The organism is Mesorhizobium sp. ES1-4, assembly GCF_020164745.1.
In the GTDB taxonomy this organism is placed as follows: domain Bacteria; phylum Pseudomonadota; class Alphaproteobacteria; order Rhizobiales; family Rhizobiaceae; genus Mesorhizobium.
In genome coordinates this window covers 101,117-127,757 of the sequence record NZ_JAIUGV010000015.1, presented here as the reverse complement: position 1 = coordinate 127,757, position 26,641 = coordinate 101,117, and the positions used below count along the sequence as shown (strand labels likewise).

Genomic DNA, 26,641 nt, shown 5'->3' with positions numbered 1-26,641 from the left:
CCAGAACCCATTCTCCTCAAAAAGTGGCGATCTGCTCCCCACGGCAATCTCTCAGCTAATTGCGCACCAGCCCCACAGGGGGAGAAGGAAGAACCGCGCTACTACTCCGGCACGTGCCGCACCGCGCCCTTGTCGGCGCTGGTGGCGAAGGCGGCGTAGGCGCGCAGCGCGGTCGTCACCTTGCGCTTGCGCTTTTCCTGCGGCTTCCAGGCATCCGCGCCCCTGGCCTCCATGACCGCGCGGCGGGCAGCGAGTTCCGCCTCGTCGACGGCAAGACGAATTGTGCGGTTCGGGATATCGATCTCGATCGTATCGCCCTCCTGCACCAGCCCGATCAGCCCGCCTTCCGCGGCTTCCGGCGAAGCATGGCCGATCGACAGGCCCGAAGTGCCGCCGGAGAAACGTCCATCCGTGACCAGCGCGCACGCCTTGCCCAGACCCTTCGACTTCAAATAGCTTGTCGGATAGAGCATTTCCTGCATGCCTGGGCCGCCACGCGGGCCTTCATAGCGAATGACGACGACGTCGCCGGCCTTGATTTCATTGCCAAGGATCGCCTTGACCGAAGCGTCCTGGCTTTCGAAGACGCGAGCCGGACCGGTGAATTTCAGGATCGACTCGTCGACGCCTGCCGTCTTCACGATGCAGCCGTCGAGCGCCAGATTGCCCTTCAGCACCGCGAGGCCGCCGTCCTTGGAGAACGGCGTCTCCGCCGAACGGATGACGCCCTTCTCGCGATCAAGGTCGAGATCGCCCCAGCGACGGTCCTGGCTGAAGGCGACCTGCGTCGGCACGCCGCCAGGGGCGGCGAGGAAGAAATCGCGCACATTCTGGCTCGAGGTTCGGGAGATGTCCCAATGGTCGAGTGCTTCACCGAGGCTCGCCGTGTGCACCGTCGGCAGGTCACGATTGATTAGGCCGGCATTGTCGAGCTGGCCAAGGATAGCCATGATGCCGCCGGCGCGGTGAACGTCTTCCATATGCACGTCGGACTTGGCCGGCGCCACTTTGCACAGGACGGGCACCCTCCGCGACAGCCGGTCGATGTCCTCCATGGTGAAATCCACCTCGCCCTCATGCGCGGCGGCCAGGATGTGCAACACGGTGTTGGTCGAGCCGCCCATGGCGATGTCGAGCGTCATGGCATTCTCGAACGCGCCCTTGGAGGCGATGCTGCGCGGCAATGCGCTTTCGTCATCCTGTTCGTAGTAGCGCTGGGCGAGATCGACGACGAGATGGCCGGCCTCGACGAACAGCCGCTTGCGGTCGGCATGCGTCGCCAGCGTCGAGCCGTTGCCAGGCAGCGACAGGCCCAGCGCCTCGGTCAAACAGTTCATCGAATTGGCAGTGAACATGCCCGAGCAGGAGCCGCAGGTCGGGCAGGCCGAGCGCTCGATGACCTTGACGTCCTCGTCGGAAATCTTGTCGTCTGCAGCGGCCACCATGGCATCGACCAGGTCGAGCGCTTGCGTCTTGCCGGCCAGCACCACTTTGCCGGCTTCCATCGGCCCGCCGGAGACGAAGACCGTCGGGATGTTGAGGCGGAGCGACGCCATCAGCATGCCGGGGGTGATCTTGTCGCAATTGGAGATGCAGACCATGGCGTCGGCGCAATGCGCGTTGACCATGTATTCGACGGAGTCCGCGATCAGTTCGCGCGACGGCAGCGAATAGAGCATGCCGTCATGGCCCATGGCGATGCCGTCATCGACGGCAATGGTGTTGAATTCCTTGGCGACGCCGCCGGCCTTCTCGATCTCGCGTGCGACCAGCTGGCCAAGGTCCTTGAGGTGGACGTGACCGGGCACGAACTGGGTGAAGGAATTGACCACCGCGATGATCGGCTTGCCGAAATCACTGTCCTTCATGCCGGTGGCGCGCCAGAGGCCGCGGGCGCCGGCCATGTTGCGGCCATGTGTGGTGGTGCGGGAGCGATAGGCGGGCATGAATTTTCCCTAGTTGGCTGGCTGCGCTCGATGCGGAGCGTGGCGGCGCTGAATTCGGATCGCAGGCGTTATAGACTCGCAAGTATGGTCTGGCCACATTTTTGCAATGCGCCAGATTTCCACGAAAAACGAGGGCCCAGAAAAAATGCATGCGGCTGTCGGATCAGGTGCCGCAAAGGCGTCCTTGGGAGAGACGGCAGGAATGGCACCATTCTCGGAGTCAGCCGTTTCACTACAACAGCAGAGCAACCGAGGAGTGCATCATGCAAAAGATTACCACCTTCTTGTGGTTCGACGGTGAGGCCGAAGAGGCCATGAACTACTATGTGTCCATTTTCAAGAATTCCAAGGTGCTGAGCGTCACACGCTGGCCGCAAGGCCACGCTTCGGAAGGCAAGGTGCTGGTGGCCTCGTTCGAGCTCGATGGCGTGCAGTTCCAGGCGCTCAACGGCGGCCCCCAATACAAATTCACCGAGGCCATGTCGCTGTCGATCGACTGCAAGACGCAGGAAGAGGTGGATCATTTCTGGACCAGGCTGACCGAAGGCGGCGGCGAACCTGGACGCTGCAGCTGGCTGAAGGACAGATTCGGTGTCTCCTGGCAGGTCGTGCCGGAGCAGCTGCCGCGCCTGCTCCAGGATCCCGACCGAGCCAAGGCCGGCCGAGTGATGAATGCCATGATGCAGATGGGCAAGATCGACATCGCCAAGATCGAAGAGGCGGCGAAGGGGTGAGGAGCGGTCCGCGTGGCGGGCGAAGAGCCAATTGCTTGGCTTCCTGGCTTCTAATCCAGCTTCGAACGCTCTGAGCTTGCGAAGGGCGGCTCAGGCCGCCTTGTCGCGGACCTGATAGTCCTTGATCGTGGCGAAGCGGATCGCTTTCCAGCGTTCGGCTTCGTAGCTCAGCGAGAAGGCGTGCTGGGCGAGGAACACCGGGTCGTTGTCGAGGTCGCGGGCGATGTCGCCGCGATGCGCTTCTATGAAGCGCTGAACCTCGGCCTTGTCGTCAGCCGAGATCCAGCGGCAGACGGAAAAACGCGACATTTCGAATTCGACAGGCAGCGTGTATTCGAAGTTCAGCCGCTCCTTCAACACGTCGAGCTGCAGGGCGCCAACGACGCCGACGATGGCCGGCGAACCGTCCTCGGGCGAGAACAGCTGCACGACGCCTTCCTCAGCCATCTGGTGCAGCGCTTCCTTCAACTTCTTGGCCTTCATTGCATCGCCGAGGCGCACGCGGCGCAGGATTTCCGGAGCGAAATTCGGCACGCCGCGAAACAGGATTTCCTCGCCCTCGGTCAGCGTGTCGCCGATGCGCAGCGTGCCGTGGTTGGGAATGCCGACGACATCACCGGCAAAGGCCTCGTCGGCGGTGACGCGGGTGCGGGCGAAGAAGAATTGCGGCGCCGACAGGCTCATCGGCTTTCCCGTACGCACCAGCTTGGCCTTCATGCCGCGCTCGAGCTTGCCGGAACAGACGCGCACGAAGGCGATGCGGTCGCGGTGGTTGGGGTCCATGTTCGCCTGGATCTTGAAGACGAAGGACGTCATCTTGTCCTCGGTCGCCTCGACGGTGCGGGTGTCGGCGTCCTGCGCGCGCGGCGGCGGGCCGAAGGCGCCAAGCGCCTCGATCAGGTCGCGCACGCCATAATTGCGCAGCGCCGAGCCGAAATAGACCGGCGTCAGATGGCCCTCGCGAAAAGCGTCGATGTCCAGCGGACGGCAGGCTTCGCGTGCCAGTTCCAGTTCCTCTATGAAAGCCTCGCGCTCATTCTCCGGCAGCAGGCCCGCAACGCGGTTGGAATCGGGACCGTTGACCGGCGTGCGCTCCTTCTCGTCGTCGCCCTTGCGCACCGCGTTCAGCGCCAGGTGATAGGTGCCCGAAAAGGTCTTGCCACGGCCGATCGGCCAGGTGATGGGCGCGGTGTCCAGCGCCAGCTTCTGCTCGATTTCGTCGAGGATTTCGAACGGGTCGCGGCTTTCACGGTCCATCTTGTTGACGAAGGTGATGATCGGAATGTCGCGTAGCCGGCAGACCTCGAACAGTTTCAGCGTGCGCGGCTCGATGCCCTTTGCGGCGTCGATGACCATGACCGCCGAGTCGACCGCCGACAGCGTGCGATAGGTATCGTCGGCGAAATCCTCGTGGCCGGGCGTATCGAGCAGGTTGAAGACGTTGTCCTCATATTCGAAGGTCATCACCGAGGTGACGACCGAAATGCCGCGCTCGCGCTCGATCTTCATCCAGTCGGACCGCGTCTGGATGCGGTCCTTCTTGGCCTTGACCTCGCCGGCAAGCTGAATGGCGCCGCCGAACAGCAGCAGCTTTTCGGTCAGCGTCGTCTTGCCGGCGTCAGGGTGGGCGATGATCGCGAAAGTACGGCGGCGCGATACCGCCTGTTCGATGTCTTCTGCCAATTTCTGGAATCCTGTCTGTGGCGCGGGCTTCTAGCAGCGCTTTTCCGACCTGTCGACGGTTTTGGCCTGACAGGGCCTGCACGCACTTGAGCTCCGGCTGCGGCAATGGCATCAGGGATGCCAACTGGACGGAGATCAAGCATGAGCGAAACCAAGCATATAATCGTCATCGGCGCCGGCATCATCGGTGCGTCCATCGCCTGGCATCTGACCAGGGCCGGCGCGCGGGTGACGGTCATCGCCGACAGCGAAGCCGGTGGTATCGCGACGCCGAATTCCTTTGCCTGGATAAATGCCAGCTGGGGCAATCCGGAACCTTATTTCCGGCTGCGCACCCGTGCCATGGCCGAATGGTCGCGGCTGGCAAGAGACCTGCCCGGCTTGCCACTCAGTTGGTGCGGAGGCTTGTGCTGGGATCTGCCGGCGGCGGAGATGGAAATCTATGCCGCGGAGCATTCAGCCTGGGGCTACGGCGTCAAGCGTGTCGACCGTGCCGGCGCGGCCCGCATCGAGCCCAATCTCGCCGAGCTCCCGGATGTCGCGTTGTATGTCGCCGAAGAGGGTGTCGCCGAGCCGGTGGCGACCACGAAAGCGCTGTTGGCAGACGCAGAGCGCCACGGCTCGCGCATCCTTTCAAGTACGGTCACGGCACTCGTCCAAAGCGATGGCAGGACCACCGGCGTGGACACATCGCACGGGCTGATTGCCGCCGACGAGGTGGTGATCGCGGCCGGCGTCGGCTCACCTGACATTGCGGCGACAGCGGGAATCAGGCTGCCGATCGAGACGCCGCCCGGCCTGATCGTCCATACGCGACCCTACAAGAAGATGCTCAACGGACTGGTGCTGGCAGAGCGGCTGCACATGCGCCAGACGGCGGAAGGCCGCATCATCGCCGGCTCGGATTTCGGCGGCGCCGATCCGGGAATGGATGCCGAAGCCACCGCCCGGGACCTGTTCGCGGCCACGAAAGCCATGTTGCGCGACAGCGACGGTCTGGAGCTGGATTTCCACACTGTCGGCTACCGGCCCACCCCGATTGACGGCTTTCCGATCATCGGCCGCGCCGAGGGCATGGATGGCGTCTATGTCGCGGTCATGCATTCCGGCATCACGCTGGCGCCGGCGGTCGGCCTGTTCGCCACGCGCGAAATTCTTGGCGGCGAACGCGACCCGCTGCTCGAACCTTATGGATTGTCGCGCTTCGCTCAATAACCCGGCGGACGACTGAAGCCGCCCGTGATAGGCGCCATGGCCCCGGCGATGCCCAGCAGCCGCGCCTCCGACCAGCGTCTGCCGACCAGCTGCAGGCCGATCGGCAGGCCGGCGCCGTCCTGGCCGCAGGGCATCGAAAGCGCCGGGTGGCCGCTGTAGTTGAACACGGCGCCGTAGGCCGGCAGCATCCAGTAGCTCTGATCCTTGCCGTCGACTTCGATCGGCGTGCCCGGTGCGCGATGCGGGAATGCCGTGGTCATGGCGACCGGACAAAGCAGCGCGTCCCAATCCTCGAAGAACCGGTCCCAGGCGAGAACGGATTTGTCGCGGCGGGCCAGCGCCTCGAACCAGCGCGAGACCGATGTCGGTTCCTCCGGCGGCTGAGGTTGCGCGGCCTCCATCATCATGCCGATCAACGCACCGCCCTGCGCGAGATCCTCATGCAGATCGAGCCTGGGCGGTTTCGCCTCCTCGACGATGGCGCCGGCGCCTTGCAGTTGCCGTGCGAGACTTTTGATCGCGGCGCTGATGTCGCCGGCCACCGGGAGGCCGGGAAAGGCCGGCGCGAAAGCGATGCGCAAAGTCTGGAGGTCGAGCTTCGGCATGGCCTCGACCGGGACGGGCGCAAGATCGGTATCGCGTCCGTCCGGTCCGGCGATGATCCGATAGATCAACGACAGATCCTCGACGCCGCGCGCCAGTGGGCCGAGACAGGACATCAGCCGCACGCCGCGCGCAGCGCCGCCTGGATCCGGAAAGGCGCCTGACAGTGAGACGCGGTGCTCCGTCGGCTTGAGCCCATAGACGCCACAAAAAGCCGCCGGAAGCCGGATCGAGTTCTGCATGTCGGTGCCGACGTCGAACGGTGTCATGCCTGTGCAGACCGCCGCAGCGGCACCGCCGCTGGACCCGCCCGGGGTGCGCTGAAGGTCCCAGGGATTGTTGGTGCGGCCAAACAACGAATTGTCCGACTGCCAGTCGGACAGCATGGCGGCGACATTTGTCTTGGCCATCAGCACGCCGCCGGCCGCCCTCAGCCTGGTAACGACCGGGCTGTCCTCCTTTGCCACATAGTTGGCGAAGGGCGGGAAACCGACCGTAGTCTTCATGCTGGACGTCTCATGCGTGTCCTTCAGGGTGAAGGGCACGCCATGCAGCGGTCCGAGGATATCGCCGCGCACTTGTGCTGCGTCGGCATGTCTGGCGCGATTGCGGGCCCCTTCTCTGTCGAGCGAAATGACCGCGTTGATCGCTTCGTTGTGGCTATCGATCTGCACGAGGTGCGCCTCGAGTGCCTCCACGGCGGAGATTTTGCAGTCGCGGATGGCGGCGGCTTGGTCCGAGATCGAGGAAAAGGCGATATCCATGACGAATGCTCCGCATCTGGCGCCTGCATCGATGGACATAGTCAACGGCGGCGCGATTTCGAGCCAAGTTCATCATTTGAAACTCGGCAGCGCTTGATCGAAATTGTCCTGCGGGACAGAGGGGACGCTGTCCTGCGACGTTGCCGTCAATTAGCAGCAGGTGAAGACCTACCCAACCAGCGCCAGCTTTGCCGCAGCCGGCGCAAACGGACGAATGGCGATGCCGCCCTTGGTCATGGTGACGAAGCTCGACGGCGGAATCGCTTGCCAATCGCCGCCGTCGCGGTCGAAGGGTTCGGAGACGATGCAGCGGCCGCCGCCCTTGCCGTACATCGCGGTGTAGAGGGTCGGCGCATGTGCATCGGTTGCATATCGCACGGCATGCAGCGCCTGCCCGTCGGAGAAAGCGGCGGTAAGTTTCAGCGCCGGTTCGAGTCCGGCGCGACGGGAAGCTTCGAGCACTCGGCTGGCGGCACGCGCGACAGCGCCTTGCGGGTCAGCCGAAAGACCCTCGTCGATCATGAGCAGAAAAAACAATTCGGAATCGGTGGTGCCTTCGCGCTGGTCGAAGACGGCGTCGGACAGCGAGTTTTCCAGCGCACGGCGGATCTTCTCGAAACCGCCGATCTGGCCGTTGTGCATGAACGACCAGCGGTCGGAGATGAACGGATGGCAGTTCATACGGCTGGTGGCGCCGCCGGTGGACGCCCGCACATGAGCGAGAAACAGGCCGGACTTGATCTGCCGGCACAGGCTTTTCAGATTCGGATCGGACCACGCCGGCAGGATGTCGCGATAGAGCCCAGGCTCGGGCCGGTCGCCATACCAGGCAAGGCCGAAACCGTCGCCATTGGTCGGCGACTTCGCTTCCTGGGCGCAATGGCTCTGAGCGATCAGCGAGTGGCATGGTGCCGTGAGAATGTCTTCGAGAAAGACCGCTTCACCGAGATAGGCCGCCCATCGGCACATCGCTTCCGTCGTCCCCTAGGCGCGATCGGCGAGAGCCGCAGGCTCCTTGATCGCGTGTGTGCCTCTGTTGTGCGTCCGCTCGTAGAGTTCGCGGATGATTCGGCTGGCTGTAGTCTCGAAGAGAAATGGCAAGAAAGCGTGAACAAATGCTGCTCCCGCCGCCATCAGCAGGCGCGAAGAGAACCAGGCGGCGAAGGCCATATGGCCGAAATAGGTTTCGCCGACCTTGGCCGGATGAGAGGTGAAAATCCTGGCGACCGACATGCTGGTTCCCCTTCAGCGCTTGAGTTCAGATTTGAGTATCCTGACACGCCTCACCGGTTCACTGGTCCCAAAATATCCTTGTAATTTGCCATTTTCTGGGACAAATATCCCACATGGCATCTGAAATCGATGAAATCGACCGGAAATTGCTTGCCGAACTGCAACGCGACGGCACCTTGTCGGTCGACCAGCTGTCGGAGCGGGTGGCCTTGTCGCGCAATGCCTGCTGGCGTCGAGTCAAGCGGCTCGAGGAAGATGGCGTCATCACCGGCCGCGTAGCACTCGTCGATGCCGAAAAGCTCGGCCTCGGCCTTTCGGTGTTCATCCTGATCCGCACGTCGAACCACGATCCGGACTGGCTGCGGAAATTCCGCGCCGCGGTGACCGGTCTTTCCGAGATCATCGGCGTCTACCGCATGTCTGGCGATCTCGACTATGTGCTGCGCGCCCGCGTCGCCGACGTCAAGGCCTATGACCGGCTTTACCAGCGGCTCATCGCCAAGGTGGCGCTGTCGGATGTTTCCGCCTCCTTCGTCATGGAGGAGATCAAGGAGACGACGATGGTTCCGGTGGAAATACGCTAAGCCGCGCCCAAGCCATAGTGATGCCCGAAAGAAAGCCGTTGATAGCCTTGCGGGCGATTGACCGAATCGGCAATCGCGCCGATAGGATCGATTTTATGCGCGCAGCCTTCCAAAACTCCTCCGTCATCGGTCCAACCGTCGGCTTCGTCAGGTTGCCGCATGGTGAGGGACTTCCGCTTCCCGCCTATGAAAGCGCCGGCGCCGCCGGGATGGATTTGCGCGCGGCGGTGCCCGAAGATCGGCCGCTGCTGATTCTGCCTGGCAAACGCGCCCTGGTGCCGACCGGGCTGATCCTGGAAATTCCCGAAGGCATGGAAGGCCAGGTGCGGCCGCGCTCGGGCCTTGCGTTCAAACACGGCATCACCGTCCTCAATTCACCGGGCACGGTCGACAGCGATTATCGCGGTGAGGTGAAGGTGCTGCTGGTCAATCTCGGCGACGAAGACTTCGCCGTGACGCGCGGCATGCGCATTGCCCAGATCGTTTTCGCCGCCGTGACGCAAGCGGCGGTGGAAGAGCGTTCGCTCGCCGGCGGCACTTCGCGCGGCTCGGGCGGATTCGGATCGACCGGCACCGCTTGATGCGTGGCTGCGGTTCGGCACAATAACCATCTGCCGGGTAGACTGATCCGATATGACTGAAACACGGCCCCTGCCAAAGCTCGTCATCTTCGACTGCGACGGGATCCTGGTCGATACCGAGAATCTGGCCAACCGGCGCCTGGCCGAATGGCTTGTTACATCAGGCTATCCAACGACTTTCGACTATTGCCGCAAGAACTTCTCCGGCCGCAGTATGGTGTCGGTGCAGAAGGAGATCGAAGAGGCGACCAGCGTCAGGCTTGGCGCCGATTTCGTCGAGCGCTGGAATGCCGGCCTGCCGGATCTGTTCGCCCATGGCGTCGAGGCGATCCCTTATGTCCGGGAGTTCATCGAGGCGGTCCGCGCGGCCGGACTCGCCTATTGCGTCGCCACCTCGGCCAGGATTTCGAAAATGCACATAACGCTTGGTCAGACCGGGCTGTTGGCGCTGTTCGAGCATGCGATGTTCAGCGCCACCATGGTGTCGCGCGGCAAGCCGGCCCCCGACCTGTTCCTGCATGCGGCCAAGACCATGGGTTTCGAGCCCGCCGACTGCATCGTCATCGAGGACAGCGTCGCCGGCACGCAGGCCGGCATCGCCGCCGGCATGCGCGTGTTCTCCTACCATGGCGACCCCTATTCCGACCGCGACGGCCTGATCCAGGCCGGCGGCATCCTGTTCGACGACATGCGCGAACTCGCCGGGCTGGTGCCGATCCACTGATCCGCTGGACTGGACGCCGCAAGGCGTGTGCTACCTGTCCGCGCGGCTGTTCCGACGCTTTCGAAAAATTGTCAGCAGACAACGAGAAACGCTTCCGAACCAACCGCATTTGTTTGCCCGGCTGGAAACAGCGCGGTAGCATCCGCCCCAACACTCGTCATGGGGAGCATTCATGGACAAGGGCAAGATTTTTCGCGACCTGCATGCCTCGACCTTCGTCATGCCCAATCCTTGGGATCCGGGCACGACGAAGCTGTTTGGCTCCTTCGGATTCAAGGCGCTGGCCACGACCAGCGCCGGCTTTGCCTTTTCACGCGGCCTGCCGGACGGCGCCGTGAGCTTCGACCAGATGATCCATCATTGCCGCGAGGTGACGGCGGCGACCAGCCTGCCGGTCTCGGCCGATCTTGAGAAGGGCAAGGGCGACAGCGCCGAACAAGCCGCCGAGACCATTTTCGCAGCGGAAGCCGCCGGACTTGCCGGCTGCTCGATCGAGGACCACACGGGCGATCCGGAAAAGCCAATCTATGAGTTTTCGCACGCGGTCGAGCGCGTCGCCGCCGCGGTCGAGGCGGCGCGGGCGCTGAGGCGCGACTTTGTCTTCACGGCACGCGCCGAGAATTTCCTGTGGGGCAAGTCCGACCTCGACGATACGATCAAGCGGCTGCAGGCGTTCGAGAAAGCCGGCGCCGACGTGCTCTACGCGCCGGGCATTGGCGACGTCGAGATGGTGCGCACGATCTGCTCGGCGGTCGGCAAGCCGGTCAATGTCATGGCGAGGCCCGGCTTCACCATCGCCGACCTTGCCATGGCCGGCGCGAAGCGTATCTCGCTCGGTCCGTGGCTGGCCAATTTCGCCTACGGCATGTTGGAGACGGCGGCCCGTGAAATCCAGCAGGACGGCACGTTCGGGTTCACTCGCGCCGCCATGCCGTTCGGCAAGTTGCAGGCGCTGTTCCGCGAATCCCAGAGCTAGGACAGCCGGCCGCATGAACCTTACTGTCGTCGACATGCATACGGGCGGCGAGCCTCTCCGGATCGTCACCGGCGGCTATCCCGGTATACCCAGGGGCACCATCCTGGAGAAGCGCGCCTATGTGCGCGACCATCTCGACCATCTGCGCAAACTGCTGATCTTCGAACCGCGCGGCCATTACGACATGTATGGCGCCCTGCTGGTCGAGCCCGATTTGCCCGGCGCCGACCTCGCCGTGCTGTTCATGCACAATGAGGGATATTCGACGATGTGCGGCCATGCCATCGTCGCGCTCGGCCGCTACGCCATCGATCAAGGGCTGGTAACGAAACAGGAGCCGTTCACCACCGTCAACATCGAGGCGCCGTGCGGCCTGGTCGTCGCCTCGGTCGAGGTCAGCGATGGCAAAGCCGGTGCGGTTTCGTTCGAGAGCGTGCCGGCGTTCCTGTTTGCCCGCGACCAACAGATCGAGTTGACACAGTATGGCACGGTTGGTTTCGATGTCGCCTATGGCGGGGCGTTTTATGCCTTGGCCGACTGCCATCAATTCGGGCTGGAATTCGGCCGCGACCGCGTGCGCGATTTCGTCGACGCGGCAACCGCGCTGACGAACCGGCTCAAGGCCGAGTTTGCGCTGTCGCATCCCGATCATAACGACCTCGCCTTCCTCTACGGCACCATCCTGACCGATGGAAAGGACGCCTTTTCCGGGGAGGCCACCAGGAATGTCTGCGTTTTCGCCGAGGCGGAGGTCGACCGTTCACCGACCGGTTCCGGCGTCACCGCCCGGCTGGCGGCCATGCATGCCAAGGGCGAGATCGCCATCGGGCAGACGCGAACGTTCGAGAGCATCGCCGGATCGCGCTTTTCCGGGGCCGTGGCGCGAACGGCAAAGGCCGGTCCGCACGAAGCGATCGTCGCCCGCGTCGGCGGCCGTGCCTATTATTCCGGACGAGCCGAGTTCATTGTCGAACCGGACGACGAACTGGGGCGCGGCTTCCTGTTGCGCTGAGGGCTCAAATGCGTGCGGGACGGGCCGCTTCCCGTGCCGAAATCGCCTTGTGCAGATGCACCATCATGGCGGCGGCGAAGAGCGGTGTCAGCAAATTGAGCAGTGGCACGGCGAGAAAGGCCGCGATCACCAGCCCGGAGAGAAACACCGTGCCTGCGTAGTGCCGGCGCAAGGCCCTCGCATCGTCCTCGGGGCGAAAGCGCATGGCGGCGAATTCGAAGAATTCGCGACCGAGCAGGTAGCCGTTGACGACGAAGAAGGCGGCGATGTTGATGCCCGGCACCAGCAGAAGCAGCAAGGCGACGATGTTACCCAGGATAACGACGCCGAAGAATTTTATCGCCAGCACAAGCGAGCGCAATGCCGGCATGGCGCGTCCCGCCGGGTCGCCGGGATAGTCGGTGCGCTCGACCACTTCAGCGACATCGTCGAGGAAGAGGCCAGCGACCACGGCCGTGACCGGCGCCACGAGCAGCGCCATGCCGAAGGCCAGCGCGATGGCCGCGATGATGCCGCCCAGCCAGCCAGCCCAGGACGGCAGGCCGGGCGCCAGTGTTTGCAGCCACGGCAGGGCCAGCCATTCGACAAGGCTGGTCAGGCCGAACCACAGGGCGACCAGCGCCAGCAGGGTCAGGCCGAGCGTCTTGACGAACACGGCACGAAACGGAGGCGAGAGCAGCTCAAGGGCCGCGGTGCGGGCAGCGTCGAAAATCACCGTACTTCAACCCCAGGTCAGCGGACACAGCCACAAGGCAGGACGCCTCCGAGATAGGCAGTGCGGACCGCGAGCACAAGCGCGGGCCATTGCACGCCTCGGCATCCCCTAAACTTGCCTATCGGGCGAAGGCCGGCTTGCGCACCGGTATGGTCATCGCAGCCACGCCGGCGACGACAAAACCCATGCCGAGCCAAGCCGTGGGACCCAGGCTCTCGCCGAGGAAAACGGCGCCGATGCCGACGCCGATCGGCACCCGCAGATAGGCCTGGGACGTGGTGCCGACCGAACCCAGCGTGTGGATCAGACGGAAATAGATGACGAAAGCCAACGCCGTCGAAAACACGGACAGGCAGAGCAAAGCGAGGATAGAGGCCGCCGAAGGCGCCAGCGTCCACGGCCGGTCGACCGCCAGGCTGAGCGGCACCAGCATGACGGCGCCGCACAGCATCGAACCGGCGGCGGGAAGCATCGGATCGAGGCCCTTGAAGCTCCGACCGAAAATGGCGGCACCGGCATAGCAAACGGTTGCCGCGACGATGGCGATCTGTGCCCAGAGCTGGTGGCCGATGCCGCCGAGCGCCTGCGCGCCGACGATAAGGCAGATGCCGGCGATGCCGGCGCCGACGCCGATCAGCTTGCGCGTCGTCACCGGCTCATGGCGGGTGATCAGCGCGGTCAGCAGGAAGGTGAAGATCGGCGAGGTGGCATTGAGGATGGTGGCAAGGCCGGCGTCGACCGAACGCTCGGCCGCGGCGATCAGCGTGAACGGGACGACGCTGTTCAGGCAAGCCTGGAAGGCGAAGCGGCGCCAGCTCGCCGCGTCGCCCGGCACGGCAAGGCCGCGCCAGCGGATGATGGCGAACAGGATGGCGCCGGCGATCAGGGTGCGGGCGGCGATGAAGGTGATGGGCGGGATGGTCTCGACGCCGATCTTGATGAAGGTGTAGGACGCGCCCCACAGCACCGCCAGCACGCCGAGCAGCGCCAGGTCGGTGGTCGTATCGCTCTTTGCAGACATGGGCTTGCCGCCTTCGGATCGGGATCGGACAAGCCCTTTTAGGCAACGCCACGACGAAATGCTTCGGCCACGATCGAATTGTCATAGCGCCTGGGGTACAACGAAAACCAGGTGCGGAACCGTCTTGCTGGCACGCGGTTTCCGGCTCGTTCGGCAAGGGATGGGCCTCGCCTCCGGCTATGACAGAAAATCGGTTGCCAGTTTTCAGGGTCATGCTGTAGACCCGCGCGGGCATGGCAGGAAGCCGGCTCGGGGTTTTTCGCGGAGACATTGATGCCGGACTATGACGTGCTTTGCATCGGCAATGCGATTGTCGACATCATCGCCCAGTGCGAGGAGGATTTCCTCGAGACCAACGGCATCATCAAGGGCGCGATGAACCTCATCGACACGCACCGCGCCGAATTGCTCTACAGCCGCATGGGGCCGGCGATCGAGGCCTCCGGCGGCAGCGCCGGCAACACGGCGGCTGGTATCGCCTCCTTCGGCGGTCGCGCCGCCTTCTTCGGCAAGGTCTCCAACGATGTGCTGGGCGAAATCTATGCGCACGATATCCACGCGCAGGGCGTCGCCTTCGACACAAGGCCGCTTGAGGGCGAGCCGCCGACGGCGCGCTCGATGATCTTCGTCACGCCCGATGGCGAGCGCTCGATGAACACCTATCTCGGCGCCTGCGTCGAACTCGGGCCGGAAGACGTCGAGGCCGACAAGGCGTCGGGCGCCAAGGTCACCTATTTCGAGGGCTATCTGTGGGACCCGCCGCGCGCCAAGGAAGCCATCCGGCAGACGGCCAGGCTGGCGCACGCGGCCGGCCGCGAAGTGTCCATGACACTCTCCGATTCGTTCTGCGTCGACCGCTACCGCGACGAGTTCCTCGACCTGATGCGTTCAGGCACGGTCGACATCGTCTTTGCCAACAGCCACGAGATCAAGTCGCTTTACCAGACGTCGTCGTTCGACGAGGCGCTGGCGCGGATCCGCAAGGATTGCAAGATCGCGGCGGTGACCCGCTCCGAAAAGGGCTCGGTCATCGTGCGCGGCGACGAGACCGTGGTCATAAAGGCCACCGCCATCAAGGAGCTGGTCGACACGACGGGCGCCGGCGACCTCTACGCCGCCGGCTTCCTGCATGGCTATACACAGGGACGCGACCTCCAGACCTGCGGCGATCTTGGCTCACTGGCGGCCGGATTGGTGATCCAGCAGATCGGCCCGAGGCCACGGCAGAACCTGCGCAAAGAGGCCGAGCAGGCGGGGTTGTTGTAACTCATCCAGCTGGTCGCGTTGCTGCCCTTCGCGGCCGCCACCCCTTTGGGCGTTCGGATCCTTTGCACGGACCGCTTCTGGCCGTCGCGCGGTTGTCACATACCGCTCCTACACGAAAATGCGAGCGTGCCCTGACTGACATTTCGGAACGCTTATCGGGGTGTGAAGCAATGCAGGACAGCAACCTGTCGGGTCGCTGCATCTGTCGCCGTCACGCCCTCCACTTTCCACCCTAGCCGTTCAACAACCGGCCGCGGCTGGAGGGAGGAGCGCGCGCGGCCCAGAAGACAGATGCATGACAAGATTTCAGACTAAGACGACCGGTATCACGCAGGACGATTTCGCCGACATGGTCGCCGAAAAGGTCGAGCGTGCGCTTGCCCATTATGACGAGGCCATCAACGGGTCCACAATGGTCTCGGTCGGCAAGATCGCCGGCAGCATAGCGTCCGCCGTCACCTTGCTGTCGCCCAAGCACCAGCGCGCCATCGACGCCATCCATGCCGACCTTCCCGGCCTTGCCTCGAAATTCGTGCGTGCGCTCGCGGCGGAAGCCGCGCGCCGCAGCGAGGCCGGCACCGCCGGCGCGGACAACCTGTCCTCGACCCTTTTGGCCGGCGCCGAGACAGCGCTCTCGCTCCCCCAGTCCGACGACCTCGAATCGATGCTGATCGAGGACTGGGCCGGCCGCGTCGCGGGCTCGACCTACCTCGAGGAAAACCTGCGCATCGCCCGCTCGACCCTGCACCGCTGGCAGAAACGCGGCGACGTCGTCGCGCTGCGCAAGGGCGGCCGCAAACACGTCTTCCCGCTGGCGCAGTTCGTCGACGGCAGGCCGGTGGCGGGCATAGGCGAGGTGCAGGAACTGATCGGCAACCCGAGGCTCGCATGGCTGTGGCTGACCCGCCCGGCGGCACAGCTCGACGGCCGCATTCCGATCGACCTGCTGCGGCAGGACCAGGCGGAGGAAGTGGTCGCGGCGGCGCGGGCGTTCGCGCCGGGGTGACGGCCCCAGCCTGATCGCCAGCTTCGTCGGTCGCGCGGACTGTTCCTCAGGTCCCCGCCGTATAGGCCGCGATCGCCGCCATATTCACGATGTCCGAGTCCTTGGCGTTCAGCGAGACGATCTGCACCGGCTTGTTCAGGCCGACCAGCAGCGGGCCGATGACGGTCGAGCCGCCGAGTTCCTGCAGCATCTTGGTCGAGATCGAGGCCGAGTGGAACGCCGGCATGATCAGCACGTTGGCCGGGCCGGTCAGACGGATGAACGGATATTGCGCCATGGCGCGGGCGTTGAGTGCCACGTCGGCCGCCATTTCGCCGTCATATTCGAAATCGACGCGCCGCTTGTCGAGAATGCGCACGGCTTCCTGGATACGCTCGGAACGCTCGCCCTGCGGATGGCCGAAGGTGGAATAAGCAAGCATGGCGAGCCGCGGCTCATAGCCCATGCGGCGGGCAAAGCCTGCCGCCTCCTCGGCGATGTCGGCGATCTGCTCGGCGTTGGGCATGTCGTGGACGGCGGTGTCGGCGACGATCACCGTGCGGCCGCGCGCCAGCACGATCGAGGCGCCGATGACGCGGTGCCCGGGCTTGGCGTCGATGACGCGCCTGATGTCGTCGAGTGCAGTGGAATAGTTGCGGGTGACGCCGGTGACGATGCCGTCGGCGTCGCCCAGCGCCACCATGCAGGCGGCGAAATGGTTGCGGTCGTTGTTGATCAGCCGCTGGCAGTCGCGGAACAGGAACCCTTTGCGCTGCATGCGTTCGTAGAGGTAGTCGGTGTAGATCGAATTGCGGCGTGACAGGCGCGCATTGATGATCTCGATGCCTTGCTTGTTCAGGTCGATGCCGGCGTGCCTGGCGTTCTCCTTGATGACGTCGTCGCGGCCGAGCAGGATGGCCGTGCCGAGCCGCTGGTTCACATAGGAGACGGCGGCGCGCATCACCTGCTCCTCTTCGCCTTCGGCGAAGACGATCCGCTTGGGCTGGCGGCGCACGCGGTCGTAGATGCGCTGCAGGGTCGAGGCGATCGGATCGCGGCGGGCGGAAAGTTCCTGCGCGTAGCGGTCGAGATCGAGGATCGGCTTGCGGGCGACGCCCGAGTCCATCGCCGCCTTGGCCACGGCAATCGGGATGGCCGAGATCAGACGCGGGTCGAACGGCACTGGGATGATGTAGTTGGGGCCGAATTTCGGCCGGTTGCCCTGATAGGCAGCGGCAACGTCGTCGGGCACGTCCTGGCGCGCCAGTTCGGCCAGCGCCCGGGCGGCGGCGATCTTCATGTCGTCATTGATGGTGGTGGCCCTGACATCCAGCGCGCCGCGGAAGATGTAGGGGAAGCCGAGCACGTTGTTGACCTGGTTGGCATAATCCGAACGCCCGGTGGCCATGATGGCGTCGGTGCGGATCTCGGCTACTTCCTCGGGGGTGATTTCCGGATCGGGATTGGCCATGGCGAAGATGATCGGGTTCTTGGCCATCGACCGCACCATGGCGGTGGTCAGCGCGCCCTTGGCGGAAAGGCCGAGGAAGACATCGGCGCCGTCGAGCGCTTCGGCCAGGGAACGCGCCTCGGTCTTGACCGCATGCGCTGATTTCCACTGGTTCATGCCCTCGGTGCGGCCCTGGAAGACGACGGCCTTGGTGTCGCACAAGGTGATGTTTTCGGGCGAAAAACCCATCGCCTTCATCAGTTCGATGCAGGCGATGCCGGCGGCACCCGCGCCGTTGCAGACCATCTTCGTGGTCTTCATGTCGCGGCCGGTGATCTCCAGCGCGTTGATCAGGCCGGCGGCCGAGATGATGGCGGTGCCATGCTGGTCGTCGTGGAAGACCGGGATGTCCATCAGCTCGCGCAGGCGCTGCTCGATGATGAAGCACTCCGGCGCCTTGATGTCTTCCAGGTTGATGCCGCCGAAGGAAGGACCGAGGAAGCGCACGCAGTTGATGAACTCGTCGGCATCCTCGGTATCCACCTCGAGGTCGATGGAATCGACATCGGCGAAGCGCTTGAACAGCACCGCCTTGCCTTCCATAACCGGTTTGGAGGCCAGCGCGCCGAGATTGCCGAGGCCAAGAATGGCGGTGCCGTTGGAGATGACGGCGACCATGTTGCCGCGCGTCGTGTAGTCGAAGGCTCTGGATGGGTCCTCGGCGATGGCGCGCACGGGCACGGCGACTCCCGGCGAATAGGCGAGGCTGAGATCGCGCTGCGTCGTCATCGGCTTGGTGGCGACGATCTCCAGCTTTCCGGGCCGGCCCATGGCGTGGAATTCGAGCGCTTCCTGCGCGCTGACGGACGGACCGTTGTTCTCGGTTTTCCTGGCCATGATCTTTTTGATTTCCTCGCCGGTGCGGCACCTCCTTGAAGCGGGCGCCTGTGTGCCTGCGAATTAAGACCACGGGCCGCCGCGTGTAAACCACGAAGCTGGGCAAAGCTGCTTCAAGGCGGACACGGCGGTCACGGCCGTTCTTGTGGCGTCCTGGACGGCGGGATCTCGCGCGCGTGCTGGCGCACCGTCGCCCAGCGCCGCAGCATCCCGATTTCGGGAAACGGCCATTGCGATAGCGGCGGTTGGCTGCTTCCTATCCTCTTGAACAGGTCGGAAAGAAATACTGTGAGCTCCTGCCGTTGAGCCCGCACCTTGGCCAGCGTGCGGTCGCGGATCTCCTCACGCGGAATGGCGCGGTCGCGGAGCGTCTCGACCGCGCGCCGGATCGCCGCCGGATCGGGCTCGGCGATGATGCAATAGTCCGGATCGAAAAAGACGTCCCGGCCGCCGACGCTGGGCGTGCTGACCACCGGCAACCCGGCCATCAGATATTCCATGCTGGAGCGCATCGCTCCCTCCGCTGCCGACAGACAGAGACCAACCGCGGCCTGGTTGTAGACGCGATTGACCTCATGTGGCGCCAGCGGAGCCACGACATCACGGACGGCGGGGTTGGCTATGCGGTGCAGCGGCGACTGCGACCGCAGGCGGCGGATAAAAGCACGGTCGCCGGCCCGGGGCAGTTCGCCAATCGAAAAGGTGACGTGGACAAGCCTTTCTATGTCGAAGGCGAGATAGTGGCGCTTGGTGTGCGAGATGCGAGCATTATAGACGGCGTCGAACTCGACCGGGACGTCCAACAAGGGCCGGAAAATCTCCTCCGAGACCATAAGATTGTGGTTGGAGAAGATCGCGGTTCCTCCGACCGCGGCAACCAGACGGCGCTCTTCCTCGGTATTACAGAGAAAAATCAACTCATGAGCTGGAAAGCGCTCGCGGTACCAGGCGATGTCTCTGCCGAGGCTTGGGATGACACGCGGCCGCTCGAGCGTCCAGTTCGGCATCATCAGGAAGACGACGCGACGCGACGCGAGGCGCCGGCCGATCGCCACGATCGAGCTGAGCGGCCGTGGCCCGCCGATCGGCGTGTAGATCACCAGCGGATCGTGATTGAGAACATGGACAGCGACCCGGATGTTTCCGTCGAGACCGGAGAAGGGACCGGTATCCGGAAGGAAGAAAGGAAGCCGCTTGGCCGCCATGAGCTTCAGATCGCCTACACTTTGACTGGCGTGCCGGGCTGTCATGAGCCAGAGCCGTTCGAGTGGCGAGTCGATCGGTCCCACCATCTCCTCGAACGTTTCGTGCCCGTCCCTGTCCATGATGCCCCGCTACTAATACTCCAAGGCGACAGATATTCGCGATCACACCATCGGACAATGCCGCTGAATAGCCGTTCCACGGAAGATGGCTCGCGGTCTTCCCCTGCTTTTCGACGGCCCGGCATTAAACCCCGCCATCACATCTGCTAGCGTGCCGCGCCATGAACATGCACAGCCCGAACGAGCCCGACACCGCCCCCGAGGCGATGACGCCGCCACAGCCCGGCGCTGCCGTCACGCCGATGATGGAGCAGTTCATCGAGATCAAGGCGGCGAACCCGGATTCGCTGCTGTTCTACCGCATGGGCGATTTCTACGAACTGTTCTTCGACGATGCCGAGAAGGCGAGCCGGGCGCTGGGCATCGTGCTGACCAAGCGCGGCAAGCATCAGGGCCACGATATTCCCATGTGCGGCGTGCCGGTGCATGCGGCCGACGACTATCTGCAGAAGCTGATCGGCCAGGGTTTTCGCGTCGCTGTCTGCGAGCAGATCGAGGATCCGGCGGAGGCCAAGAAACGCGGTTCAAAATCGGTGGTGCGCCGCGACGTGGTGCGGCTGGTGACCCCGGGCACGATCACCGAGGACAAATTGCTGGCGCCGTCGGAATCGAGTTTCCTGATGGCGCTGGGCAGGGTGAAGGGCGGGGCGGAGCCAAGAGGCGGGGAGCGCGGCAGCGCAGCAGGGAACCAAGGAAGCTTTGCAATTGCCTGGATCGACATCTCGACCGGCGCCTTCCGCGTCGCCGAGACCACCGCCGACCGGCTGCTGGCCGACATCTTCCGTGTCGATCCGCGTGAGCTGATCGTCGCCGAGCCGGTGTTCCACGATCCCGAGCTGAAGCCGGTGTTCGACGTGCTCGGCCGTGTCGCCAGCCCGCAGCCGCCAAGCCTGTTCGATTCGGCCTCGGCCACGGGACGGATCGCGCGCTTCTTCGAGGTAGCGACACCGGACAGTTTCGGCACGTTTTCGCGGGCCGAACTGTCGGCGATCTCGGGCGCCATCGCCTATGTCGAGAAGACGCAGAAGGCCGAGCGGCCGCCGCTGTCGCGGCCCGAACGCGAGGAGCAGGGCTCGACCCTGTTCATCGATCCCGCGACGCGCGGCAATCTCGAACTGTTGCGCACGCTGTCCGGCAGCCGCGAGGGTTCGCTGTTCAAGGCCATCGATCGCACGGTGACCGGCGGCGGCGCGAGGCTGCTCGCCGACCGGCTGATGGCGCCGCTGACCGACCCGGGGGCCATTGCAGCACGGCTGGATTCAGTGTCGTTCTTCCGTTCCGAAGTGCGGCTTTGCCAGGCAGTGCGGATGAGCCTGAAGAGCGTCGCCGACATGCCGCGTGCGCTATCCAGGCTGGCGCTGAACCGGGGTGGTCCGCGCGATCTCGGCGCGCTGCGCGCCGGCTTCGAGGCGGCGGGCGCCATCGCCGAAACTTTTGCCGCGACCGCCCTGCCCCAGGAACTGGCCGGCGCAATGGCCGCGATTCACGCGCTGCCCAAGTCACTTGCCCAGCACCTCACCCAGGCGCTCGGCGAGGAACTGCCGCTGCTCAAACGCGACGGTGGCTTCGTTCGCGGCGGCTACCATGCCGAACTCGACGAGATGCGGGCGCTGCGCGACGAGTCGCGCAAGGTGATCGCCGGACTGGAGCGCTCGCTGATCGAGGAGACGGGTATCCGCTCGCTGAAGATCCGGCACAACAACGTGCTCGGCTACTACATCGAGGTGACGGCCAACCATCATGCCGTGATGACCGGCAGCGATGGGGCGAAGGCGCGTTTTATCCATCGCCAGACCATGGCCAACGCCATGCGCTTCACGACGACGGAACTCGCCGAGCTCGAAACCAAGATCGCCAACGCCGCCGACCGGGCACTGAACATCGAGCTGACTGCCTTCGATGCGCTGACGGCGGAGGCGGTCGGCGAGGCCGAGGCGATCCGCGCCGGTGCCGATGCGCTCGCCGTGCTCGACGTGTCGGCGGCACTTGCGCTTCTGTCGGAAAGCGAGGCCTGGTGCCGGCCGGTGGTGGATTCCAGCCTTGCCTTCGAAATATCCGGCGGCCGGCATCCGGTGGTCGAACAGGCGTTGCGCCGTTCGGGCGAAGGCCCGTTCGTGGCCAATGATTGCGACCTCTCGCCGGAAGGCAGTGCCAAGAACGGCGCGATCTGGCTGCTGACCGGCCCCAACATGGGTGGTAAGTCCACGTTCCTCAGGCAGAACGCGCTGATTGCGATCCTTGCCCAGACCGGCTCCTTCGTGCCGGCGGCATCGGCCCATATCGGCGTCGTCGACCGGCTGTTCTCGCGCGTCGGCGCTTCGGACGACCTGGCGCGCGGCCGCTCGACCTTCATGGTCGAGATGGTCGAGACGGCGGCGATCCTCAACCAGGCCGGCGAACGCGCGCTGGTGATCCTCGACGAGATCGGCCGCGGCACCGCGACATTCGACGGCCTGTCGATCGCCTGGGCGGCGGTCGAATATCTGCACGAGAAGAACCGCTGCCGCGCGATCTTCGCCACCCATTTCCACGAGATGACGTCGCTCGCCGGCAAGCTGGCGCGGCTTCACAACGTCACCATGCGGGTCAAGGAATGGGAAGGCGACGTCGTTTTCCTGCACGAGGTCGGCAAGGGTGCGGCCGACCGCTCCTACGGCGTGCAGGTGGCGCGGCTCGCCGGCCTGCCCGAGGCGGTTGTGGATCGCGCGAAAGCGGTTCTGCACCAGCTCGAGGAGGGCGAGGTTTCGGGCAAGACCAACCGGCTGGTCGACGACCTCCCGCTGTTTTCGGTGGCGATGAAACGCGAAGCACCAAAACCGGTGAAGAGCGACGCGCTGGGCGCCGCACTCGGTGAGATCAATCCCGACGAGATGACGCCAAGGGAAGCGTTGGAGGCGCTTTACCGGCTGAAGGGACTGGTGGGGAAGTAGCAAGGCGGTATCACCCGCCGTTCTAAATCATCTCCAGTCCGCGCTTGCGCGTCGGTGGCGGGAACGCATGGTCGAGATCGGCGATGTCCTGCGCCGTAAGGTCTATGTCCAACGCAGCGACATTCTGGCGGACGTGCTCCTGGCTGCTGGCCTTGGGGATGGCGATGACGCCCTGCTGTCGCATCACCCAGGCCAGCGCGATCTGTGCCGGCGTCAAACCGTGGCGGGCGGCGACGGCCTCGAGCTTGCCGCTGCGTGCCAACGCGCCTTGCTCCACCGGCGAATAGGCCATCAGAGGGATGCCACGTTTCCGCATCCAGGGCGTGAGATCGAATTCCGGGCCCCGGCGAACCAGATTGTAGAGCACCTGGTTGGTCTGGACCTTGTCGCCGTCGGACAGGAGCGCCAATTCCTGCATCTCGTCGGTGTCGAAATTGCTGACGCCCCAATGGCGGATCTTGCCGGCTTCTTTAAGCGCCTCGAAGGCTTCGACCGTTTCCGACAGGGGCACGCTGCCCGGCCAATGCAGCAGATAGAGATCGATGCGGTCGGTGGCGAGGCGCTTCAGGCTGTTCTCGCAGGCGCGCTGCACGCCGGCACGTGAAGCGTTGGACGGCAGAACCTTCGAGACCAGGAAAACCTCGGCGCGGCGCCCGGCGATAGCCTGGGCAACCACCTCCTCGGCACCGCCGTCGGCATACATTTCGGCGGTGTCGATGAGCGTGACGCCGAGATCGAGACCAAGCTTGAGGGCATTGACCTCCTCGGCCCGGCGGCGCGAATCCTCGCCCATCTTCCACGTGCCCTGACCGAGTACGGGGATCGCCTCGCCGGAAGGCAACGTGGTGGTTCTGACGCTCGATGACATGACAGGCCTCCAGTTCAGGTCGGATCGCAGCACAGGCCGGGCGCGAAATCCAGGACGCTTGCGCCGCAACCTCCCTTGTTGCGCCCAAAGCCTACTTCACCGGGTGGGCGGCGAGCCAGTCCTGCATCTGCTTGATTTCGGCTTCCTGCGCGGCAATGACCGCTTCGGCGAGCTTGCGGATTTCCGGATCCTTGCCGTTGGCCAGTTCGACCCTGGCCATGTCGATCGCGCCCTGATGATGCGGGATCATGCCGCGGACGAAATCGACATCGGCATTGCCGGTATATTGCGAGGCCATCATGTCGGCATGCATCTTGTCCATCGCCGCCTTGTAGCCCGCCGTAGAGGGACTTTCCGCCCCCATGGCCATGGCACCCATGTCGTGCTTCACCTCCTCGCTCCGCGCCGGCACGCTTTCTAGGAAAACAGCAAGCAGCATCCCTGCCGCCATCAGCAGCAGCACGAGTTTTTTAGCCAAGGTCATTCATGGTCTCCTGATGGTTGATTTTCGTATCTGGGGGCCTAATCTCAGAGTTTCAACGTTCTGAGCCGCAATGCGTTTGCGATGACCGAGACGGAGGACAGGCTCATCGCCGCCGCCGCCAGCATGGGTGACAGAAGCGTCCCGGTGAGCGGATAGAGCACGCCGGCCGCGACCGGGACGCCAAGCACATTGTAAAGGAAGGCGAAGAACAGGTTCTGCCGGATATTGCGGATGGTCGCCCGGGCCAGGGTGCGGGCGCGGACGATGCCGTTGAGATCGCCCTTGACCAAGGTGATGCCGGCGCTTTCGACCGCGACGTCGGCGCCGGTTCCCATGGCGATACCGACATCGGCGGCGGCAAGCGCCGGCGCGTCGTTGACGCCGTCGCCGGCCATGGCGACGCCGCCGGCGCCGCTGCCGCGCAATTCGTCGACGAGTGCGGCCTTCTGTTCCGGCAATAGGCCGGCGCGCACCTCGTCGATGCCGAGACGCCCAGCGATCGCCCTGGCCGTGCGTTCATTGTCGCCGGTCGCCATGATGATCTTCAGCCCGCTGTCATGCAGCGCCTTGATCGCCTCGGTGGTGGTCGCCTTGACCGGATCGGCGACGGCGACGATGCCGGCCAGCTTGCCGTCGACAGCGACGAACATTGCCGTCTTGCCATCGCCCTGCAGTGCTTCCACGCCGGCCATCATCGTGGAAACGTCGATGGTCAGGTCGGCCATCATCGCGGCATTGCCGAGCGCGACCTTCTTTTTCGATACCGTGCCGGAGACGCCCTTGCCGGTAACCGCCTCGAAGCTGCTCGCCTCGGCGATCGTCACGCCGCGCTGGCCCGCCCCGTCGACGATGGCTTCGGCCAGCGGATGCTCCGACCCCTTTTCCAGGGTCGCGGCGTACCCCAGCAAATCGTCCTCGGAAAAGCCGCTGGCGGCCACGACATCGGTCAATTTCGGCCGGCCTTCGGTCAGCGTGCCGGTCTTGTCGACGATCAAGGTGTCGACGGAGGCGAAGCGTTCGAGCGCGGCGGCTTCCTTGATCAGCACGCCGGCGAGCGCCCCGCGCCCGGTGGCGATCATGATCGACATCGGCGTGGCAAGGCCGAGCGCACAGGGACAGGCGATGATCAGCACCGAGACCGCCGAGACGATGGCGAAGATCAGGCTGGGCTGAGGGCCGAAGACCGCCCAGGCGATGAACGCGGCGATCGCGGCCAGCACGACGGCCGGGACGAAATAGAAGGAAACGCGATCGGCCAATCCCTGGATCGGCGCGCGCGAGCGTTGTGCCTTGGCGACGAGTTCGACGATGCGCGACAGCGTGGTCTCGGCGCCGATCCGCTCGGCGCGCATGATCAGCGAGCCGCTTTTGTTCAGCGTGCCGCCGGTCAGGGCGTCGCCTTCGGCCTTCTCGACCGGCAAGGGTTCGCCCGTGATCATCGATTCGTCGATGGAAGAGCGGCCTTCCAGCACCGTGCCGTCGACGGGAACAGCATCGCCGGGACGGATGCGCAGGCGATCGCCTGTCTTGACGTCGTCCAGCACCACATCGGTCTCGGCGCCGTCCTCGGCGATCCGCCGCGCGGTTTTCGGCGCGAGGTCAAGCAGGGCCCGGATCGCCGAGCCGGTTTTTTCGCGGGCGCGCAGTTCCAGCACCTGGCCGACAAAGACCAGCGCGACGATGACGGCGGCGGCCTCGAAATAGACCGGCACCGCACCGCCATGGCTGCGGAACTGGTGCGGAAAGATGTCCGGGAAGAGCGTGGCGACGACGCTGTAGAGATAGGCGGCGCCGACGCCGAGCGAGATCAACGTCCACATGTTGGGGCTGCGGTTGAGGATCGAGTCCAAACCGCGATGGAAGAACGGGAAGGCGGCCCAGAGGACCACGGGGCTGGCCAGCACCAGTTCGATCCAGACCTTTGTGCGATCCTCGACCAGGCCCTCCAGCGACAGGCCGACCATCGGCGCCATGGCGATGATCAGCAGCGGAACCGACAGCACCGCGCTCACCCAGAGCCGCCTCGCGAAATCGACAAGTTCGGGATTTGGCCCTTCATCGCCCGTCGGCACGCCCATCGGCTCGAGCGCCATGCCGCAGATCGGGCAGGAGCCGGGCTTGTCGCGGATGATCTCGGGGTGCATCGGACAGGTGTATTGCGTCCCCTTGGGCATCGGCGCCGCCGCCGGCCTGCCACCGAGATAGGTTTGTGGCGCCGCCTCGAACTTCGCCTTGCAGCCGGCGGAACAGAAATAGAAGCCTTGGCTCTCATGACGGGCGAAATGTTTCGCCGTCGAACGGTCGACGCTCATGCCGCAGACGGGGTCGGTGGCCGTCAGGTAGCTTTCCGGCTCTGCCTGGAACTTCGAGCGACAGCGCTCGCTGCAGAAATGATAGAGGCGGCCGCCATGCTCTGATGTCGGCTTGCTGGCAGCCGGATCCACCGTCATGCCGCAGACCGGGTCGCGCGGAGCCGCATCCGATGCAGCGCCTTTCGGCGCGCAACAGACGCCATGCGAGCCATGCGGGTGGTGATCGTGATCTGAATGCGTCATTGCGACATGCCTCGATGATCTGCTTCGGAGCGGAGGTAGTGCTTCCAGTAACTGGAAGGTCAAGGGCCGTTTTGATTTTTAGGGTCTGCG

General features: G+C 64.6%; 22 protein-coding genes. 10 read left to right on the top strand and 12 right to left on the bottom strand.

Going from position 1 to position 26,641, the window contains the following annotated elements; translation table 11 throughout:
• Positions 1 to 101: 101 nt before the first annotated feature.
• A complete protein-coding gene (gene ilvD, locus LB556_RS25095; RefSeq protein WP_224570286.1) occupies positions 102 to 1,946 on the bottom strand; it encodes a dihydroxy-acid dehydratase in 1,845 nt (614 codons plus the stop codon).
• Positions 1,947 to 2,209: 263 nt separating this feature from the next.
• On the opposite strand from ilvD, the gene LB556_RS25090 reads away from it, so the two are divergent.
• On the top strand, positions 2,210 to 2,680 hold the full coding sequence (locus LB556_RS25090) for a VOC family protein (protein ID WP_224570285.1): 471 nt from the start codon (positions 2,210 to 2,212) through the stop codon (positions 2,678 to 2,680).
• Positions 2,681 to 2,770: 90 nt separating this feature from the next.
• Here the strand turns inward: LB556_RS25090 and LB556_RS25085 are convergent, their stop codons facing one another.
• Positions 2,771 to 4,363, bottom strand: coding sequence for a peptide chain release factor 3 (locus tag LB556_RS25085; RefSeq protein ID WP_224570284.1), 1,593 nt, complete (start codon positions 4,361 to 4,363; stop codon positions 2,771 to 2,773).
• A gap of 141 nt (positions 4,364 to 4,504) precedes the next feature.
• On the opposite strand from LB556_RS25085, the gene LB556_RS25080 reads away from it, so the two are divergent.
• Entirely contained in the window at positions 4,505 to 5,578 is a 1,074-nt protein-coding gene (locus tag LB556_RS25080) for an NAD(P)/FAD-dependent oxidoreductase (protein WP_224570283.1), read from the top strand.
• Here the strand turns inward: LB556_RS25080 and LB556_RS25075 are convergent.
• From LB556_RS25075 to LB556_RS25065, 3 genes are all read right to left on the bottom strand, one after another.
• Entirely contained in the window at positions 5,572 to 6,945 is a 1,374-nt protein-coding gene (locus LB556_RS25075) for an amidase (protein WP_224570282.1), read from the bottom strand. The two genes, LB556_RS25080 and LB556_RS25075, sit on opposite strands and share 7 nt — an antisense overlap.
• Before the next feature lie 168 nt (positions 6,946 to 7,113).
• Positions 7,114 to 7,914 (bottom strand): class II glutamine amidotransferase, encoded by an 801-nt coding sequence (locus LB556_RS25070; RefSeq protein ID WP_224570281.1) that lies wholly within the window; start codon positions 7,912 to 7,914, stop codon positions 7,114 to 7,116.
• 15 nt (positions 7,915 to 7,929) lie between these two features.
• A complete protein-coding gene (locus LB556_RS25065) occupies positions 7,930 to 8,178 on the bottom strand; it encodes a DUF6356 family protein (RefSeq protein ID WP_224570280.1) in 249 nt (82 codons plus the stop codon).
• A 113-nt stretch (positions 8,179 to 8,291) separates the two neighbouring features.
• Between LB556_RS25065 and LB556_RS25060 the strand changes: the two genes are divergently transcribed.
• The 5 genes from LB556_RS25060 (at position 8,292) to LB556_RS25040 (ending at position 12,055) form a co-directional block, all read left to right on the top strand.
• Positions 8,292 to 8,762: an Lrp/AsnC family transcriptional regulator gene (locus LB556_RS25060; RefSeq protein ID WP_224570279.1), complete on the top strand. Its 471-nt coding sequence runs from the start codon at positions 8,292 to 8,294 to the stop codon at positions 8,760 to 8,762.
• A 95-nt stretch (positions 8,763 to 8,857) separates the two neighbouring features.
• A complete protein-coding gene (gene dut, locus LB556_RS25055; RefSeq protein ID WP_224570278.1) occupies positions 8,858 to 9,343 on the top strand; it encodes a dUTP diphosphatase in 486 nt (161 codons plus the stop codon).
• Between the two features lie 52 nt (positions 9,344 to 9,395).
• Positions 9,396 to 10,067, top strand: a complete 672-nt coding sequence (locus LB556_RS25050) for an HAD family hydrolase (RefSeq protein ID WP_224570277.1) — start codon at positions 9,396 to 9,398, stop codon at positions 10,065 to 10,067.
• 172 nt (positions 10,068 to 10,239) lie between these two features.
• Positions 10,240 to 11,043, top strand: a complete 804-nt coding sequence (locus LB556_RS25045) for an isocitrate lyase/phosphoenolpyruvate mutase family protein (RefSeq protein ID WP_224570276.1) — start codon at positions 10,240 to 10,242, stop codon at positions 11,041 to 11,043.
• Positions 11,044 to 11,056: 13 nt separating this feature from the next.
• Entirely contained in the window at positions 11,057 to 12,055 is a 999-nt protein-coding gene (locus tag LB556_RS25040; RefSeq protein ID WP_224570275.1) for a proline racemase family protein, read from the top strand.
• A 4-nt stretch (positions 12,056 to 12,059) separates the two neighbouring features.
• Here the strand turns inward: LB556_RS25040 and LB556_RS25035 are convergent, their stop codons facing one another.
• Together LB556_RS25035 and LB556_RS25030 are read right to left on the bottom strand one after the other, a co-directional pair.
• Positions 12,060 to 12,770 (bottom strand): sulfate transporter family protein, encoded by a 711-nt coding sequence (locus LB556_RS25035; protein ID WP_224570274.1) that lies wholly within the window; start codon positions 12,768 to 12,770, stop codon positions 12,060 to 12,062.
• 118 nt (positions 12,771 to 12,888) lie between these two features.
• Complete coding sequence (locus LB556_RS25030; protein ID WP_224570273.1) at positions 12,889 to 13,791, bottom strand: EamA family transporter; 903 nt, start codon at positions 13,789 to 13,791, stop codon at positions 12,889 to 12,891.
• A gap of 273 nt (positions 13,792 to 14,064) precedes the next feature.
• Between LB556_RS25030 and LB556_RS25025 the strand changes: the two genes are divergently transcribed.
• Both LB556_RS25025 and LB556_RS25020 read left to right on the top strand, forming a co-directional pair.
• Positions 14,065 to 15,057, top strand: coding sequence for an adenosine kinase (locus LB556_RS25025; RefSeq protein ID WP_224570272.1), 993 nt, complete (start codon positions 14,065 to 14,067; stop codon positions 15,055 to 15,057).
• Positions 15,058 to 15,352: 295 nt separating this feature from the next.
• Positions 15,353 to 16,063, top strand: coding sequence for an antitoxin Xre/MbcA/ParS toxin-binding domain-containing protein (locus LB556_RS25020; protein ID WP_224570271.1), 711 nt, complete (start codon positions 15,353 to 15,355; stop codon positions 16,061 to 16,063).
• A 46-nt stretch (positions 16,064 to 16,109) separates the two neighbouring features.
• Here LB556_RS25020 and LB556_RS25015 read toward each other — a convergent pair whose 3' ends face one another.
• Both LB556_RS25015 and LB556_RS25010 read right to left on the bottom strand, forming a co-directional pair.
• The gene (locus tag LB556_RS25015; RefSeq protein ID WP_224570270.1) at positions 16,110 to 18,389 is read right to left on the bottom strand and encodes an NADP-dependent malic enzyme; all 2,280 of its coding nucleotides are present in this window, start codon (positions 18,387 to 18,389) and stop codon (positions 16,110 to 16,112) included.
• Positions 18,390 to 18,520: 131 nt separating this feature from the next.
• A complete protein-coding gene (locus LB556_RS25010; protein WP_224570269.1) occupies positions 18,521 to 19,714 on the bottom strand; it encodes a glycosyltransferase in 1,194 nt (397 codons plus the stop codon).
• Positions 19,715 to 19,875: 161 nt separating this feature from the next.
• Between LB556_RS25010 and mutS the strand changes: the two genes are divergently transcribed.
• Positions 19,876 to 22,644, top strand: coding sequence for a DNA mismatch repair protein MutS (mutS, locus tag LB556_RS25005; protein ID WP_224570268.1), 2,769 nt, complete (start codon positions 19,876 to 19,878; stop codon positions 22,642 to 22,644).
• Positions 22,645 to 22,666: 22 nt separating this feature from the next.
• On the opposite strand, the gene LB556_RS25000 is transcribed toward mutS, so the two are convergent.
• From LB556_RS25000 to LB556_RS24990, 3 genes are all read right to left on the bottom strand, one after another.
• Positions 22,667 to 23,512, bottom strand: a complete 846-nt coding sequence (locus LB556_RS25000; RefSeq protein ID WP_224570267.1) for an aldo/keto reductase — start codon at positions 23,510 to 23,512, stop codon at positions 22,667 to 22,669.
• Between the two features lie 91 nt (positions 23,513 to 23,603).
• A complete protein-coding gene (locus LB556_RS24995) occupies positions 23,604 to 23,996 on the bottom strand; it encodes a DUF305 domain-containing protein (RefSeq protein ID WP_224570266.1) in 393 nt (130 codons plus the stop codon).
• Between the two features lie 44 nt (positions 23,997 to 24,040).
• Positions 24,041 to 26,551 (bottom strand): heavy metal translocating P-type ATPase, encoded by a 2,511-nt coding sequence (locus LB556_RS24990; protein ID WP_224570265.1) that lies wholly within the window; start codon positions 26,549 to 26,551, stop codon positions 24,041 to 24,043.
• Between the last annotated feature and the right edge of the window lie 90 nt (positions 26,552 to 26,641).